Below are 15248 nucleotides of genomic sequence, written 5' to 3'. Positions count from 1 at the left end.
GGGGCGGGCCTCACCGGAACCTCCCCCCGGTGTCGACCGTGCTCGGTACGCTCGGGCGCCCCCGGGCCGACCGGGACGCACGGGATCGGTGAGGAGCTGGAGCATGGAGATGACGGGCGGTACGGATGAACAGATCTGCGCCGAGGCACTGGCCGCGTTCGGGCTCTCCGCCCCCGCCGCGGTGCGGCCGATCCCCGAGGGGCTGATGAACCGCAACTGGGACATCACCACCGCCGACGGGACCCGGTACGCCCTCAAGGAGGTCCTCGACGTCGGCCCCGACACGGCCCGCCGGCAGCACGCCGCCACCCGCGCCCTGGCCGCCGCCGGGCTTCCCGTTCCGGCCCCGCAGGCCACACCGGAGGGCGACACGCTCGCCACGGTGGGCGGCCGCAGTTACGCGCTGACGCCGTGGGCGGCCGGCGAGATGCTGCCCGCCCGCTCCTGGAGCCGGGAGCAGGCGGCCGCAGTCGGTGTCCTGCTCGCCGAGCTGCACACCGAACTCGCTGACGCCATGCCCGCCGCGCCGCGCGAGGTGCCGGTGAGCGTCACGTCCGCGGCCAAGGCCACGGCCCGGTTCGCTGACTTCCGCCGCCAGGCCGCCGCGGGCCACGCCGGATTCGATGCCGACGTGGAGCGCGCGCTCACCGAGCGCGAGGAGCTGCTGGACCGGTGGGCCGGACGGCTGCCGCAGGACGGCGAGCGCGGCCCGGCCGGCTGGTGCCATGGTGATTTCCACGATCTGAACCTCCTGTGGGAGACGGGATCGGTCAGTGCGGTGCTGGACTGGGACCGGCTCGGTGTGCGCCCGTACGCTGACGAGGTCGTGCGGACGGCGACGTTGCCGGTGATGTTCGGGGCCGGTGAGGGACCGCTGGATCTGGAGCTGGTGGCAGCATTCGTCGGCGGTTACCGCAAGGCGTCCGGCCTGCCCGCCGAGGCGCTGGCGGAGGCCGCCGAGCGGCAGCGGTGGGAGCGGCTCTGCGATGTGTGGCAGCTCAAGGTCCACTACGGCAAGGGCGACGAGAGCTGTGACCACCTCTTCCGGGCTGCCTCAGCGCTGGTCGGCTGGTGGGCACGACATCACCGGCAGGTCAGAGACGCGCTCACGCCCGGTTGACCGGGCTGATCGGCTCCTCTCCGACGGCGGCCGTCGCCTCCCGCACGGTCCGCCAGGCAGCCTCGCCGGCCGCGGCCGCGCCGCGGGCCAGACCGCGGCGCCACAGCGCACGCCGCTCGCCCGGAGCCGGGACGGTGGAGACCATCCGCGAATGCACCACGCCCTGTTCGACGAACTCCGCGTACGTACGCGTCGCCCATGCCCGGGCGCCGCGGGAGCTGCGGGAGGCGAAGAACGCGAACAGTGCCCCGACCTCCTCCTCGAAGAAGACCTCCGGGCTGGTGCGGCAGCCGGTCCCGGTGCGCGGCACGGCGCAGATGTCGACCAGCTCGCCCAGCAGCCGCCCGCACCCGGGCACCGGCCGGTCCCGCTCACCGGCCGGGTAGCGGCCGACGGCGCCGAACTTCAGATGCGGCGACCCCAGGCGCGGGTCCGGCGTGAAGTACAACGTGTGCCCGGCGCCGGTCAGGTCAGATGAGAGCGTCATCTGGTCGGCGTACGAGGTGGCCCAGGCGCTCTGATCCGCCCACCCGCCGGCATCGGTGAGCGCCTGCTTGTCGAGCAGCAGCATCCCGCCGATCAGCTCCACCCGCAGCGGCTCCAGCAGCCCTCCGGCGCCGGGAAGTCTCCGCGGCGGAAGGTGGCTGTCCGGCCAGCAGTGGAAGCGCGTCGAGATCCGGGCCCGCTCCACATCCAGGCGGCCGACCGTGGCCGCGGGCGCGGTCTCGGCAGGGACCAGGGCGCGGTAGTAGACCGGCGTCATCAGCCCGGCCGCGCGCGCATCCCGGCGCCGCGCGGCGGCCAGTGTGGTGCTCGCCCCGGCTGCCCACAACGGCGGCATCACGCAATCGTCATCCGCGTACAGCAGCCACCGACACCGGGCCGCGGCGGCGCCGGCCGTCCGCGCCGCCGCCGAGCCGCGATTCCCCTCCAGCCGTACCGCCCGTACCGGCACCCCGCCGGTCAGCCGCTCGTAGCGGGCGAGAACGGCGCCGGTGTGGTCGCTGGACCCGTCGTCGACGACGACGATCTCCGCCACGGCGTCACCGGCCTGGGCCCGCAGCGACTCCAGCGCCCAGCCCAGCGGGTTGTCCCCGCCCATGGGCCCCTCCGGGTCGAAGGGGCACCGGTTGTAGGTCGCCAGCACCGCCGTGGCCGGGCCGAGCGCAGAGGGCGCCGCCTCGAGCACCCGCCTCAGCAGCCCCTCCTCCGCTCGGAGCCTCGCCAGGATTCCGCCAAGAGCATCCTCGACAGCCCCTTCGCCCAGGGCGTGATCCATCGCTGATTCCCCCTTCATCGTTCGGTCTTTCCGTGGCGGACGGCGCGCCCGGACAGGCGGCACCAGGCGGCACGAGCGAGGCAGTGCCAGGGACCGGCGGAGAACAGCAGCGCAGCCGGCACCATCCCGGCCCCGGCCCGCCACCTCCACGTCCTGCTGGTGCCATTGCCGGAAGGCGCGCGGGCAGCCAGGGCGCGGGCGGGCAGCGCCAGGTAGCTCCCCAGCGCGAGCGCCGAGCCGCACGCGGCGGCCACGGTCGAGCGAGGCGAGCCCCCGGCACGGCGGTGCAACCACGGCAGCACGACGGTGGCGGCCACCGCAGGGGACTGGCCCAGCCACAGAGCGCCGCGCACCAGGCCGGTCGCCGCCAGCCGCCACCGCACGGCCGGCGTCCCCACGTCGCGCGCCGCGGCGAGCCGAACCATGGCCGGGTACTGCGCGTAGGACCAGAACCACTGCGACTGCTGCCGGACCAGAGCACGGAGCGTGCTGGGGGAGTCCCCGATCTCCAGCACGGGCACGGGATCGATCGGCACCCCGGCGGCGCAGGCGAGAAACCCGGCCGCCAAGTCCTCGTTCATCAGCTCGGTCGGCAGCCCGCCCCACGCCGACCACTGATCGGCCCGCACGAACAGGCCGTGCCCGACGCAGTGCGCCAGCGGCACCCCGCGCCTACCGCTGCGCGCGGCGGCTGCCTGGCGACGCAGCCGGGGGATCTCCCGCGCGAGCGTCCAGCGCGACTGCAACCACGCCGCGCCGGCCGCCGTCGCCCCCGCCATTCCGGGCGGCATCTGCGCCAGGTTGCCGGTGAAGAGGGCGGACTGCTGCACGATCCGTGCCTCCGGAGCAGCGGCCCGGGCCGCCACCGCAGCCAGGGTGTCCGGGTGCGGCCGGGAGTCGGCGTTGTAGAGCCCTATCCACCACCCCGCCCGCTCCTCCGGCCCCAGCTCGCCCAGGAAGCTGTCCGCGGCGTAGTTGACCTGGTGCGCCATCGCCCCGCCGGTGTGCGGATAGTGCAGGTGCCGCACGTCCACACCCCGGCCGCGGGCCCGCGCGCACAACTGCGAGGCCAGCTCCGCGGTCGACGGCAGCGCATCGACCGCCTGCCGCACCCGCTCCCGGCATTCACCGTACGGGCGGCGGGAGAACTCTCCGGCCAGCGCGAGGAGCTGCTCACGCGGCAGAAGCCCCACGAACCGGGACGCCACCCGCCCCGACGGGACTCCAGCGGACACCGCTCGCGCCAGACCCGGGAGCTGCGACCGGCTCTCGGCACGCTCGGCCTCTTCCCGGGCGGTGGTCACCACCAGCAGCACCGTGCCGGGCCGGGCAGCCATCGTCTTCTCGAAGTGGGCCAACACCTCGGCGATGACCGCCTGTTCACGCAACAGCGGCAGGACCAGCACGAGCCGAACCTCGCCCGCCTCGCCCGGCTCGTCCGCCGCGGACGCCGACAGCCAGGCCAGCGACTCTGCCGTCCGGACTGCCCCGCCCACGCCCCGCACCGTCACCGCCGACGCCGCCGCCCACCCCAGCGTGGCAGCCACGCGCGCAGCCGCGCCGCTCACCACGCCACCGCCGCCGCGTCCAGGCGCAGCACCGCGAACGCCTCCCGGCATCCTCCGGTCGTCACCGCGCCCCGCCATCGGGCCATTGCCAGCGCCCCCGAGCCGGTGTGCTCGGCCTGACCCGGACCCTTGCCCTGCGATCCGTAGCAGGACAGCGCGCGCTCCTTCCGATCCGCGGCCTTCCCGAGGTCGACCAGTAAGGCCGGGCGACGAAGCGGCTCCCACACCTCGTAGCCCAGCACCGTCGGCACCCAGTGCGGCTCCCCAGCAAGCGTGTAGTTGCGACTGCCGGACATCTCCAACGCCCGCCAGACCAGACGGTGCGCCTGCTGATGGTCGAACGACCCGTCGCCTGGGTGCGGCAGATAGACCACCGCAGGCCGCAGCCGCCGCAGCAGCCCCAGCACCGCCCCGAACTGCTCCGCAGCCCCCGGGTCGAAGCCGCCGTCAGGCAGCCGGAGGAAGTGCAGGTCCCCTTCACTCACCCCCAGAATCCCGGCAGCCTGCCGCGCCTCGCCCTCCCGCAGCACGCCGGCGTCCTCCACCTCGACGCCGGGTACGCCCCGCTCTCCGGAGCTGAGGTACGCGATCTGCACACGCCGGCCATCCGCCACGTGCGCAGCGATGCTTCCGCCGCACCCGAGCACCTCGTCGTCAGGATGGGGAGCGAAGACCAGAATGGACATGGACCCTCCGAACTCTCGGCGTCCGCCGCCCCTTTGACCTTCAGGGGCCGGGCTTTCTTCCGTGCTCGCCCAGAGTGCGAGTACACAGGCAAACGAAGCCATCCCGGCGTCCTATAGGACGACCCGATACGCCCCCTTACGCCCCTGACACGGAGTCACCCCCGCTCTACGCTGAACATGACCGCCCCTGACTCACCCCTCGAAGGGGGCACCATGCGGCTCAGCGACGCAGACCCGCGGTTACCCATACCCGCCGGCCTGTGGGAACGGGACGAAGCCCGACGAGCGCTCTGGAACCGCGACATCGGTGCCCTGCTCAAGTTCGTCCGCCAGCACACAGGCGCGAGCCAGACCCTCCTCGGCTCCGTCATCGGGCTCGCCCAATCCGATGTCTCCGACATCGAACGCGGCCTGCGCCACGTCCAGAGCCTCGACGTCCTCACCCGCATCGCTGACGGCCTGCGCATCCCGTTTTCCCTGCTCGGGATCAGCGACTCGCCCGCCCCGACGACCACATTGAACGCCCCCGAGCTCACGGAATCGGAGACTAGGCTGACGCTGGCAGTCCAGGCTCAGGAGGACGATGTGCGACGCCGCGAACTGATGGCCAGCGCGCTGGGAGTGGGCGCCGCGCTGGTGACCGCACCACCAGCGGTGAGTGCCACTCCCCAGAACCCCGCGGCCGCTCTGGAGCACGCATTACTCAATCCCCCTTCCGCGCAGCCCGTGCCTCACCAGCAACTCGCCGCCGCGCTGACCACCGCTCGCGACGACTTCACCGCAGCCCGCTACTCCGCCCTCGGGCGCAAGCTCCCCACCCTCCTCGCCGCCGCCGAAGCCACCCGGGACGAGACCACCGGCCGCGCACGCGAACGAGCCCAAGCTCTCGTCGCCCGTACGTACGTGCTCGGCACCGAGCTTGCCGTCAAGCAGCACGCCGACTGCGCCTGGGCCACCTCCGTCCTTGCCCTGCGCGCTGCCCGCGCCAGCGGCGACCCCGTTCCCGTCGCCGAAGCCGCCCGCGTCATGGCCATCACCATGCGCCGGACCGGCCGCAGCCCGAGCGCCGTCAACTTCCTGACCAACACCGCGACCTCCCTCGGCGCCGAACGAGGAACTCCGGCGCCCGAGGCCCTGGCCGCCCGCACCTGCCTCCTACTCACCGCGGCCTACACCGCCGCATCCACGAACCAACGAGGCACCGCGCTCGACCTCCTTCAAGAAGCCACTGAGACCTCCGGACGCATCCCCGCGAACACCGAGCCGCTCGGCCTGTTCACCATCCAAGCCAGCCCCGCCGAATGCGCGATGTACGCCATCAGCACCCACAACGCCCTCCACACCCCCGATGAAGGCGTACAGCACATCAGCGCCGTCATCCCCGCCCAGCTCCCCACCGCCGAACGCCGCGCCCGCTACTTCACCGACGCCGCACGAACGTGGCACCAGATCGGCGACCCCCGCCGCGCCTACACCGCCCTCCGAGCCGTCGAACGTGAAGCACCCGAGGAAGTACACCGGCCAGCGATCCAAGCTCTCACCGCGAACCTCCTCTACAGCCCACAGAGCCTCCCCGGCCTCAAGGAATTCGCTCTGCGCACCGGCGCAGTCACCTCCTAGCCGACGCCGGGCGCGAACGTGCTCAGGTCCACCGGGCCTGCCCGTCGGCAGGCCGGGGGCGAGCTCCGAGAGCTTGGTACTGCTCGCTCCCAGCTCACGGTCCTGCACGGAGACCCCATCGCTCGGTCGAGCAAGATCACGGTAGGTATCCCTTCCGATGAGACGAAGGGCATCCGCATCACCGGGGAAGCAGTCGAGATCTCAACTGAGAGCGGCGGACCGGCGGGAGGAGGTCCGCGTCCGCCTGCCGCTCGGCTCCCAGCTCACGACACGGGGCTTGTCAAGCCCTCGCCGGCGCTCAGGTCATCTGTCGGCCGTGGCACGGGTGCACGCACCATTCTTCCGGCCGCCCCCCTACAGCGGTCGCGCTACTACGATCGCTGCTCTCCGAGTGTCACTGGAATTCGAGATTGCTAGGGGAGACATGTTCGCGTACGACCCGACCGAGCGCTCCCTGGGAGATCTGGTGGAGGACGCTCTCGACGACCTGGAGCAGCTTGAGGGGGACAGGGACCCCGCCGCTGACGCAGCGGCGGTCTTGCACTCCAAACTTCTCCTGCACGGACGGCGGCATCACCTTGACGCCAACAGCGCCGAGCGGGAGGTGGTGCTGCGAATACCGCCCGGCACCGCACTCTGGCTGGCCGAGCTGGTCGCGGCTGGATGGAAGCCAAAGGGACGGTGACCGCGGCCATGCACCACGGTGAGCCGGGCCAGCCCACGGTAGCCAGTCCATCCTCCTGCTGCCGGGCAGGAGTTCGCACTGACGGACTGCGGACTTGGCCAGCTGTGGCACGGCCGCATGGGAGGGCGCTGTCGGGCTTCCCCCGTAGAGTGGTGGCCCTGCGGGCGCTTGCGGGCCCGTTCATCGCTCCCTGAGAGGGGTCTGCCGACCTGTGAGTACGGGTCGGCGTCGAATGACCTATCGACCCCCGGGGAGCAGCCATGAAGGACTTCAATCCGTTCACCGCCGACGAGGCAGCGGACTACGCGGAGAGCCGCGCAACCTACGCCACCACCCTCGGCGAGCTGGCCGCTGAAGCAGAGCGCGAGTACCAGGACCTTCGCGATGCCGGTATGCGTCATGACGAGCGGTCAGCGCTCCCGCTCATCTTCACCGTTGACCACCCGTACATCGCATTCATCAAGGTGCCCGTCGACGTCGTACGAGATCTGGCTGCCCGGCACACGCACTCCGGAGCCTGGGACGAACAACTCGTCGTCGACAACGGCGGACTGATCATCCTGGGGTGCGGCGAGCGCTTCACCTTCCTTGAGGACGACCACAAGGTGACCTCGGGAGAGGAATGGAACGCCCTGGTCGCGCAGCGAAACGCCCGACTCAGGGTCAATCGACCCGAGTGAGTCGGCCAACACCGGACGTGCGCTGGCCATCGCGGCTGGTTCGGGAAGTGCCCGGCGTGCACCCGGGCGTGGGTCGTAGGACGCCGCGCCGTCAACGGATCCGGAGTTCCGCGCGGACTCGGTGTTGCCGCCGGGACCTCGCGTACGCTGCCGTACCGGAGTCGGTCGATGCTCCGGCCGGCCGTGACCTTCGCAGCCGCGTCCATCGGCTCGGCGGGGCCCTTCGGCCGGCTCCCTCTCGCCGTGCCCATGAGGCCCGTGTCCCTCCGCGCGTTCTCACTGCCCAAGACGGGCCCACGCTGGGGGACGCAATCGGGTCGTCGTGCCGAGAACCTGCCCTGTCGGACGGCTCAAGGCGCGGGGACCGTCCAGGTTGTGGTTTGGTCTCCGTACTCGGCGATCTCGTCCAGAGGTACCTGTCCGGCATGTATCGCACCGCGGGTGACCTCGAGCGCTTCGAGTTCGCCGTCGAGAGCGCGCAGATGGGGACACCAGCGGAACGCCATAACGATGCACTCGTAGTGCAAGGCGGCGTCGCTGAGTACAGCGCGTCCAGCTTCCAGGACCACCCATGCCCGCGCGGGCAGGCGCTCTCCGCACACCTGGCAGCGCCATTCGGCCTGGCAGTGCAGGACTCGGATGGGGTACACGCGGGCCCATACCGGACCATCCGGATCTATCCGCGTGATCCACGGCAGCGGCATGCCGTCCACACGCGGGCGGGGGAGCCCTGCGACAGACCCGGCAGCGCTCATCTCCCGGGAGGTCTCACGCATGCTCTTCCGTCCCCCCGGTGCGGCGTTGGCTGGTGTGCTCGCATACGTACGGCGCTCGCGAGAATAGCGTGGAGGGTACGGCCGCGAGCACGAGCGAGCCGTGGCGTCCTCGTGCAGCGGTTCATTGCGGGTACGTCCTCATCATCGCCGCTCAGGGCCGCAGCGCTGCCCTGCGACGACCGAGTCGACCCCGGCCCGACCCCCAGGGGAATCCGCCCCACAGCGCCCCAGCAAGCCACCTGTCACTGCCCGCAGTTGGCACCGAGCGTAAACGAAATCGCTGCCTCAGCAGATGTATTGGTGACGGATCCGCCGCCTGTTCCGACCGAGACTCGGAAAGGCATCACCAAAGTTGGAGTCACCATGTGCAGCAACCAGCACGCCCGAGAGACCTCTGAGAGCGAAGGCGTCCGCATCGAGGATGTACTTCGCAACCTCGACCGGGTGAGCGACGACCGCGACCGTCCCTCCCCCCAAGCCCTCGAAGGGCTGGAGAGGCTCCTTCGGTGGATGGCGGAGGACGTACCCGACGACGGCTCTGACGGCGCCGCGCAGTGAGAGCTGCCCGGCGCTGGTGCTGCGTTCGCCATCCGTACGGGTCCTCCGCGGGTATCGACGTCCCGAAGCGGGCTTCCGTCGTGCCGGACCCGCGAAGTCCTGGGTTTTCGCGCTCTGTACGACGGAGGCCGGGCCAAGGGCGGCTTCGTAGAAGCGGCTCGGCGCCGGGGCGTCGTCGGCCGTCAGCAGGCGCCCGGCGACGCCCCGGCGCACGGCACGACGTGCCTGGCCTGGCCGCTCGGGTGCGCCCTGACTCCGCGTCCATCATGTCCGTGCCCGTGTCCACAGGCAGAACTCCTTACCGTCCCCGTCACCGCCTGCCCGGAAGTGCCGGGCGGAGCAGGTCGAAGTTGGGAGTCACTCCGTGATGAAGAGTTGCGTAGGCCACCGCCTGGCGGCCGCGGGCGCGGCCGGAACGCTGATGATCGGCGGCATCGTGGCCGGAGCCACAGCGGCCACTGCTGCGCCAGCTGGGCCCGCCGTGGGCAAGTCGAAGTGCACCAGTTCGCCGTTCACCGGCACCTGGGAGACGAACGCGCGCAACGTGAACCTGCGCAACGGCCCGTCGACCGGCTACTACAGCAAGGGGCAGCTGCGAAAGGGCACCAACGTCAAGTACATCTGCAGCTACATCAAGGGCAAGCGCGACTGGTTCTACGTGAAGGTCAAGCAAGGGGCCCACGCCGGCACCCACGGCTGGATCTCCGGCGCGTACATGCAGATCGCCCAATGACCAGGCGTGCCGAGCCCGCCCGGCGGGCCGTGCACGCCTGACCGGCCGCCGCCGGCCGAACCCCTCCGCAGGCCGGCGGCGGCCCGGAGTCGCACGCCGCCCAGCACCGTCTCCTCGCACACTCGCGGCGCCCGGCCCGGCGCATACTGCCGGAAGCTCATCACTGCAGGAGGGCCTGCTGTGACCCCGATACTTCATGGGTACACCCTCGCCGATCTTGACCGGCTTGCTCATCTTGCCGCTGTGACAGCTCACACCGGAGGTCTCGACACGGCCACCTGTCACGGCCTCGCCTGGTCCGGCATCGCCGAGCACCTGTGCGCCGCCCAGAAGCCGCCACTCCGACAGGAACTGGTGCGAGTCGGCCAGCGAGCGGTCCACACCGAGCTCGCTGCCTGCATGCGCGCCCGGGGCTACCAATCGGGCAACACACCAGCTGGGCCTGGGGCGAGCCCCCGCTGGGCCGTGTACTGGCGCACGCCGCCGGATCCGGATGCGGCAGACCGCCGCATCGACCAACTTGCCGCGGTGCAGATCGGAGACCTGTTCACCCCCGCGGAAGAGCAGGCCGTGGAAGCCCTTGCCGTCCACGACAACCACCAGAAGGCCGCTGACGCGCTCGGCATCCCCTACAACACTTTCTCCAGCCGTCTGTCCGCGGCGCGACGCCGGTTCCGCAGCGCATGGTTCGCTCCAGAAACGCCGCCCACCGTACGCAGCCAGGACCGGAGACGCGGCAGCGAGCCTCCGCGCACCCACTGCCCGGCCGGACACCTCCTCATCGGAGACAACCTGCGAATCAGGTTTCGGCGGAGAGGCAAGCAGGAGCGGGTGTGCCGTGCCTGCGACGCCCGCCGAGCTCAAGCCCGGCGGGCCGCGCAGAATCCCGCCGACGGATCATTACCGGCACGCGGCTGTCCGGGCTCGGTTCCATCTCGCCGCTCGGCACGTTCCAGCCGCATGCGGAACCGCGGGCTGCGTGCTGCCGTCCTCGCGCGCACGCTACTTCCCCACCGGTGCCGAGTCTCGGTCAGCGAATCGCTCCCCTACAGCCCCGCGTCGGCCGACTTGAGGCCGAGTGCTCGGGCACCGCGCGGTAGAACAAGCGCCGTAGCGTCGTCGCGGTAGCCGTCCGCGTCGGCGCGGGCCGCGGACACCAGCGCGTCCGCGAGGGCCCGGGGCTCGGTGGCGTGCTTGCTCGCCAACGTCGCCAAGCGGTCCGGCTCGACCTGGTCGTGGACACCGTCACTGGTGATTACCACCGTCTCGTCCCCGGGGATCAGAACCTCCGTCATGGTGGCCGCCGTCGCACGCGACAAGGGCTGGCGAATCAGGTCATCGCCGAGCCGCGCGACGTCGACGGGCACGCCCCACTCCCGAAACTGCTGACCCAACGTTTCGTCCGTGCTGTACTGCCGCAGGGCTCCGTCCTCGGCGACTCCGTAGATGCGGGTATCTCCCGCCCAGACGCCGACGCTGGGGCCACCTGGTCGGGCCACCACCAACGCGGCCACCGCATCGGGCCCTGAGGCGTCTACGCCGCTCCCTTCCACCAGCAGAGCGGCGGTCAATAGGCCGGCCAGAGCCCCTCGACGACTTCCGACTCGGGAAGCCACCTGCGCCAAGACCGGTGCAAGCGTGACGATGTTCTGTTCGTGCCCGATTCCGTCGGTCACGGCGACGGCCACCGTGCCGTCGACGGAGGTGTAGGTGGCGCCCGCATCGGCCAGGGCACCGCCGGTGCCTTCACGGGTGGCCAATGCAGGGGCGAGTTCGGAAGCGGGAACTGACGCGTCAGACATGGGGTCCCTTCGTGTTCGGAGGTGCAGAACGACCCGGTCAGAATCCCGTCGAGCGACCCTCGGCACCATCGGCGAATCTGAGGAGCATCTGAGCCCGATCTGAAGACGGGGGTGCGTGTTGACGGTGTCTCACGGCCCTGACCTGGGCGGTGACAAGCACCCTCGGTGCAAGAGGGACCGCGACCGCGGTCGGTAGTTCGAGAGAAGAAGCCGCGCTCACCCGCTCGGCTCGGCCAGCGGCCCGGTTCGGCGGTGCCCCTGTGGTGATCCCCGAAGGGCTTGGCCGACCCGGGATCGGGTCGTCGCTCTGCCGTATGGCGAAGGCCGACGCTCCCAGGGGAAGGCAGCCCCTTCCGAACGAGCGCGTGCTGCCTTCCGTCGGGGTGCCGCAAGCACCCGTGCGGCGTACGGCTTCCTTGGCCGGTACGCCTCTCTCATCGGTGGCGGTGCGTCTTCCGCGCCCGGACCTTTCTGCTGCGTTTGCGGGGCTCCACCCCGGGAGGCGCTCCGGCCGCTTCACGGAGACGGCGACTGCAGACGGGGCCAACGTGCCGCACCCCACGTTCCCTGGGGCGGCATCAACCAACGCGGTCCCGGCCACGCGCTCCACTCTGTCAGCAGCCGATGGTTTCATTGTCGGCACCGCCAGCCACCGCAGCATCGGGGAGGAGAGAGAAGACATGCCACTCGGCAGCCTCGATGCGCTGGGGACCATCTGGCTCCCGCTCGCCATCGGCGTGTTCATCGCAGTCAGCCACACCGTCGAGAACCGTCACAGCAACCCTGCCCTGTCGTCACGGCAGTTCACAGTCAGACCGGGCCGATGCGGGCTGCTCATCGCTCCGTTCGCCTGGCAGATCTATGCCCACAGCACAGACCACCTGCTGGAGCGTCTGCTCGGTGAGCTCCTCGTCCTCGGGATCGGTGTAGCGCTTGGCCTTCTGCTGCTAGCAGCGGTCTCCGCGATAGCCAAACTGCTGCTCCCGCGCGAGTGAACCGCCGTGACCACGCTCCAGATCTCGCTCATCCCGCTGCTGACGCTTCTGCCGAGCGTCGTGTACGCCGTCTCGGCGGCTGGCCGTTTGCGTCGCCTCGGTCCGATCCCGGATCGAGATGCAGCCCTCAACGCGTGGACGAAGTCAGCGTTCACCCTCCTGGGTTTCGTCATCGCGAACGCTCCCGTAATCGCACTGTCTCTGAACGCCCACGCACCTGTGGCCGGGTTGCTGGGCCAGGTCGGTCTGTGCCTACTCGGCTGCGTCGCCGGATGGTCCACGGGGTCGACCGCGCGATGGCATCGAAGGAAAGGCTGAGGTGGAGACGGCGACGCACGACGTGCCTCCGCGGTCGGGCTGGTCCCCCATCCGCCGCTAAGTGCTCCGTGGCCACGGCAGCATGGCGCCGGAGGAGCCCAACCTTCCCGCAACAGCCCCAGCCAGCCCGCTCGCGGCTTCGCAGCGCTCCGACGCCGTTGCCCCGCGGCGTGTACCGCTGCGATCGAGTTTCCCGTCGGGGCGGCGGGGCTTTACCTGTCGGCGCGCGACGATTCATTCGGGCCATTCAGATGGCGTGCGGGGGAGATCACCTTCGAACCCGAGTTGCTTGAGCACGGTCATCTGGTGGCGTAGAAAGTCGAGCGCAGCAGCACGGGGGTCCTGGCCGGCGGGGTACTCGTAGATGCACCAGAGAAACTGGTCCGCGTGCAAAAGATCTTCCGTTGACGCACTCCGCCAGATGGCAGCTGCCTGCGCGGCCCGGGGAGTTCGCCGGGCCGCCGTATCCAGCACGGTCAGGATTCCCTCCCGCGCCTGGTGCCTGGTGAGACCTCCGGGGCCCAGAGCCGGTGCGGCGTACGCGTGGTCGTCTCGGACCACCTCGATCTGCATGTAGTTCCAGACCGTGGCCTGTACTTGAAGATTCAGGGCGCGGGCCAGGCCCGCGGGAATTGCAGCCAAGTCAAGGTCATCCCGGCCGAGGACTCGAGAAGGCGCGCACTGGGGACTGTGAGAGAACAACGTGAGGGGCTCCTGGCCTGCCACCACCAGCAGCGACAGCGCTGCGTCCTCAGTGTCGAGATACACGTCTTGGCCGCAGACGTGGCACTCGGCAGAGGAGAACGAGACCTGACCGGAGCGGAGCCGTGCTGTGACCAGAGGGCCGATTCCACGTTCTACGTCGGGTGCGATGTCGATCATGTAGTCCCTCAGCCCTCGCGCGCTTGGTGGCGCCGTACGACGGCGCCGTGATGTGCAGTGCATCCCGAAGCGGGGCGATGAGGAGGCTGCGTGTTGCAGCGTCAGCCTGGGGCGATTCTATCCCTCCGGCCCGCAACGCCGCTCGCGCATCCACCGCCGCTTCGTGCTGCTGCGCCGTGCCGTAGGTAGGGCCGCTCGTCTGCCGCCTCTTTCGTCGAGCCGCCGCTCCCACGCGTGCCGCAGTACGCGCTCGGCCCGGTTCGCCGACGGCGTCCCCGCTGGCCGTCTGCATCGGACGAGCTGAGATGGCGTCACATGGCGAGGTCCGCAGACGGCATGATGAGGGGGGACCTCGGGGAGGAGGGGCGCAGTGTCACGCACGTACAGCGATTCGCCCGATGACCCGTCATGTCCTGGAGCCGGAGCCGTGGTGTGGGGGACCTATCTGCGTGGCCTACGCAACCAGCAGCATCTGAATTTGGCTGACGTCGTCCAGGCTGGCGCGGCGAGATCAATCGCCACGTTGAGCCGCGTGGAGACGGCGACTACCCCCCTCACCGAGAGCGTCCTCGTGGAGCTGCTGACCTTCTACGGGGCGAACGACCCTCCGCTGTCGCTGGGGCTCGGGCGGGTGCCTGTCGGTCGGGTGTGGCGGTCGGCGTTCACCGACGTGTATCCGCGCTGGGCCGAGCGCCGTACTTGCCTCGACCGTGCCGTCACGGAGATACGCTCCTACAGCACCCTGAGCGTCCCGGAGTGGCTGCAAACGCCCGCTTACGCCTCAGCACTGGCCTGTCGCGGTCACACCGTCCCCACAACCGCCGACTTGGGCAGGACCGAGCGTCCTCTGCCGCTGCGGCGGTATCTCCTCGAGCGCCACCCTCCGCGCGACGGATTCGCTGCGCTGGTGGACGAGACGGTGCTCGCGCGCCCCATCGGTGGCCGCGCCGTCCTGCATCAGCAACTGGAGGACCTGTGCAGCCGAGTCGAAGATGACCGTCCGCGAATCAGGGTGCGGATCTTCCCGCTCGCGGCGTGGGAGAACGCCCCGGCGCCCGGTCCAGCAGCCTCTCACCTCACATTCCCGCCAGGCGGATCAATGCCGGCCCTCCTGCACCAGGAGGCCCAGCACAATGGGGGCACCTACCTGACGGCGCCGTGCACCGTGGCGTCGCATCGGGCCTCCTTCACGGGCATGTGGGAACAGGCGGGGTCCCGTCAGCAGAGCCTCGACATACTCCACCGCCATCTCCGGGCGCTCTGAGACCGGGTCAGCCGACAGCACTCGGCAGTCCGAAGACGGGCACACCGCCCACAGGCGCGAGCGGGCGAAGGTCCTGACCCGCCCGTCGACACAGCGGCCAGCTCTGGAAGGGCTGACGCCGAGCCCGCGGGGCCCCGCACTGCCGAGGCCGCGGGGTCGGCGCTCCGTACATCCGGGTGCCCGTCCGCGCGGACTGGGCTTGTTGTGAGGCCCGGACTCCACTTCGGGTGTGCTGCGCGGGCCACAACGCGGAGCCACAGCGCGCCGTCCGCCGGAGCTGGG

13 protein-coding genes are annotated in these 15248 nt (G+C 70.7%); 8 read left to right on the top strand and 5 right to left on the bottom strand.

Annotated features, from left to right (window positions below; all coding sequences use genetic code 11):
* Positions 1 to 103 precede the first annotated feature (103 nt).
* Positions 104 to 1120 carry a phosphotransferase enzyme family protein gene (locus AN218_RS22445; RefSeq protein ID WP_079132459.1) on the top strand — a complete coding sequence of 339 codons (1017 nt, stop codon included), beginning with the start codon at positions 104 to 106 and terminating at the stop codon, positions 1118 to 1120.
* On the opposite strand, the gene AN218_RS22440 is transcribed toward AN218_RS22445, so the two are convergent.
* The 3 genes from AN218_RS22440 to AN218_RS22430 form a co-directional block, all read right to left on the bottom strand.
* Complete coding sequence (locus tag AN218_RS22440; protein ID WP_171908755.1) at positions 1107 to 2399, bottom strand: glycosyltransferase family A protein; 1293 nt, start codon at positions 2397 to 2399, stop codon at positions 1107 to 1109. The genes AN218_RS22445 and AN218_RS22440 overlap by 14 nt on opposite strands.
* Before the next feature lie 14 nt (positions 2400 to 2413).
* Positions 2414 to 3895: a glycosyltransferase family 2 protein gene (locus AN218_RS22435; protein WP_141747658.1), complete on the bottom strand. Its 1482-nt coding sequence runs from the start codon at positions 3893 to 3895 to the stop codon at positions 2414 to 2416.
* A gap of 68 nt (positions 3896 to 3963) precedes the next feature.
* Positions 3964 to 4653: a PIG-L deacetylase family protein gene (locus AN218_RS22430; RefSeq protein ID WP_070018693.1), complete on the bottom strand. Its 690-nt coding sequence runs from the start codon at positions 4651 to 4653 to the stop codon at positions 3964 to 3966.
* Positions 4654 to 4830: 177 nt separating this feature from the next.
* Here AN218_RS22430 and AN218_RS22425 point away from each other — a divergent pair, with 177 nt between their 5' ends.
* The 5 genes from AN218_RS22425 (at position 4831) to AN218_RS22400 (ending at position 9705) form a co-directional block, all read left to right on the top strand.
* Positions 4831 to 6273: a helix-turn-helix domain-containing protein gene (locus tag AN218_RS22425; RefSeq protein WP_244900593.1), complete on the top strand. Its 1443-nt coding sequence runs from the start codon at positions 4831 to 4833 to the stop codon at positions 6271 to 6273.
* A 424-nt stretch (positions 6274 to 6697) separates the two neighbouring features.
* The gene (locus tag AN218_RS22420) at positions 6698 to 6958 is read left to right on the top strand and encodes a hypothetical protein (protein ID WP_070018692.1); all 261 of its coding nucleotides are present in this window, start codon (positions 6698 to 6700) and stop codon (positions 6956 to 6958) included.
* Positions 6959 to 7218: 260 nt separating this feature from the next.
* Positions 7219 to 7638, top strand: a complete 420-nt coding sequence (locus AN218_RS22415; RefSeq protein WP_070018691.1) for a hypothetical protein — start codon at positions 7219 to 7221, stop codon at positions 7636 to 7638.
* A 1139-nt stretch (positions 7639 to 8777) separates the two neighbouring features.
* Positions 8778 to 8972 (top strand): hypothetical protein, encoded by a 195-nt coding sequence (locus AN218_RS22405; RefSeq protein ID WP_070018689.1) that lies wholly within the window; start codon positions 8778 to 8780, stop codon positions 8970 to 8972.
* Positions 8973 to 9339: 367 nt separating this feature from the next.
* Positions 9340 to 9705: an SH3 domain-containing protein gene (locus tag AN218_RS22400; protein WP_070018688.1), complete on the top strand. Its 366-nt coding sequence runs from the start codon at positions 9340 to 9342 to the stop codon at positions 9703 to 9705.
* Between the two features lie 1046 nt (positions 9706 to 10751).
* Here AN218_RS22400 and AN218_RS22395 read toward each other — a convergent pair.
* On the bottom strand, positions 10752 to 11507 hold the full coding sequence (locus AN218_RS22395; protein WP_070018687.1) for a PP2C family serine/threonine-protein phosphatase: 756 nt from the start codon (positions 11505 to 11507) through the stop codon (positions 10752 to 10754).
* Between the two features lie 680 nt (positions 11508 to 12187).
* Here AN218_RS22395 and AN218_RS22390 point away from each other — a divergent pair.
* Positions 12188 to 12502 carry a hypothetical protein gene (locus AN218_RS22390; protein ID WP_070018686.1) on the top strand — a complete coding sequence of 105 codons (315 nt, stop codon included), beginning with the start codon at positions 12188 to 12190 and terminating at the stop codon, positions 12500 to 12502.
* Between the two features lie 552 nt (positions 12503 to 13054).
* On the opposite strand, the gene AN218_RS22385 is transcribed toward AN218_RS22390, so the two are convergent.
* Positions 13055 to 13702 (bottom strand): hypothetical protein, encoded by a 648-nt coding sequence (locus tag AN218_RS22385; RefSeq protein WP_070018685.1) that lies wholly within the window; start codon positions 13700 to 13702, stop codon positions 13055 to 13057.
* A 427-nt stretch (positions 13703 to 14129) separates the two neighbouring features.
* On the opposite strand from AN218_RS22385, the gene AN218_RS22380 reads away from it, so the two are divergent.
* Positions 14130 to 14966, top strand: a complete 837-nt coding sequence (locus tag AN218_RS22380) for a DUF5753 domain-containing protein (RefSeq protein ID WP_216311794.1) — start codon at positions 14130 to 14132, stop codon at positions 14964 to 14966.
* Positions 14967 to 15248: the final 282 nt, after the last annotated feature.

It is taken from the genome of Streptomyces nanshensis, from assembly GCF_001751255.1.
GTDB classification, from domain to species: Bacteria; Actinomycetota; Actinomycetes; order Streptomycetales; family Streptomycetaceae; genus Streptomyces; species Streptomyces nanshensis_A.
Note: the sequence above shows the minus strand (reverse complement) of the source record. Positions and strands in the feature narration are given on the sequence as shown.

Coding starts and splice junctions, on each gene's coding strand:
- AN218_RS22405 (WP_070018689.1), top strand. CDS start 8,778: ATGTGCAGCAACCAGCACGCCCGAGAGACCTCTGAGAGCGAAGGCGTC.
- AN218_RS22390 (WP_070018686.1), top strand. CDS start 12,188: ATGCCACTCGGCAGCCTCGATGCGCTGGGGACCATCTGGCTCCCGCTC.
- AN218_RS22400 (WP_070018688.1), top strand. CDS start 9,340: ATGAAGAGTTGCGTAGGCCACCGCCTGGCGGCCGCGGGCGCGGCCGGA.
- AN218_RS22430 (WP_070018693.1), bottom strand. CDS start 4,653: ATGTCCATTCTGGTCTTCGCTCCCCATCCTGACGACGAGGTGCTCGGG.
- AN218_RS22445 (WP_079132459.1), top strand. CDS start 104: ATGGAGATGACGGGCGGTACGGATGAACAGATCTGCGCCGAGGCACTG.
- AN218_RS22440 (WP_171908755.1), bottom strand. CDS start 2,399: ATGGATCACGCCCTGGGCGAAGGGGCTGTCGAGGATGCTCTTGGCGGA.
- AN218_RS22420 (WP_070018692.1), top strand. CDS start 6,698: ATGTTCGCGTACGACCCGACCGAGCGCTCCCTGGGAGATCTGGTGGAG.
- AN218_RS22425 (WP_244900593.1), top strand. CDS start 4,831: ATGACCGCCCCTGACTCACCCCTCGAAGGGGGCACCATGCGGCTCAGC.
- AN218_RS22395 (WP_070018687.1), bottom strand. CDS start 11,507: ATGTCTGACGCGTCAGTTCCCGCTTCCGAACTCGCCCCTGCATTGGCC.
- AN218_RS22415 (WP_070018691.1), top strand. CDS start 7,219: ATGAAGGACTTCAATCCGTTCACCGCCGACGAGGCAGCGGACTACGCG.
- AN218_RS22385 (WP_070018685.1), bottom strand. CDS start 13,702: ATGATCGACATCGCACCCGACGTAGAACGTGGAATCGGCCCTCTGGTC.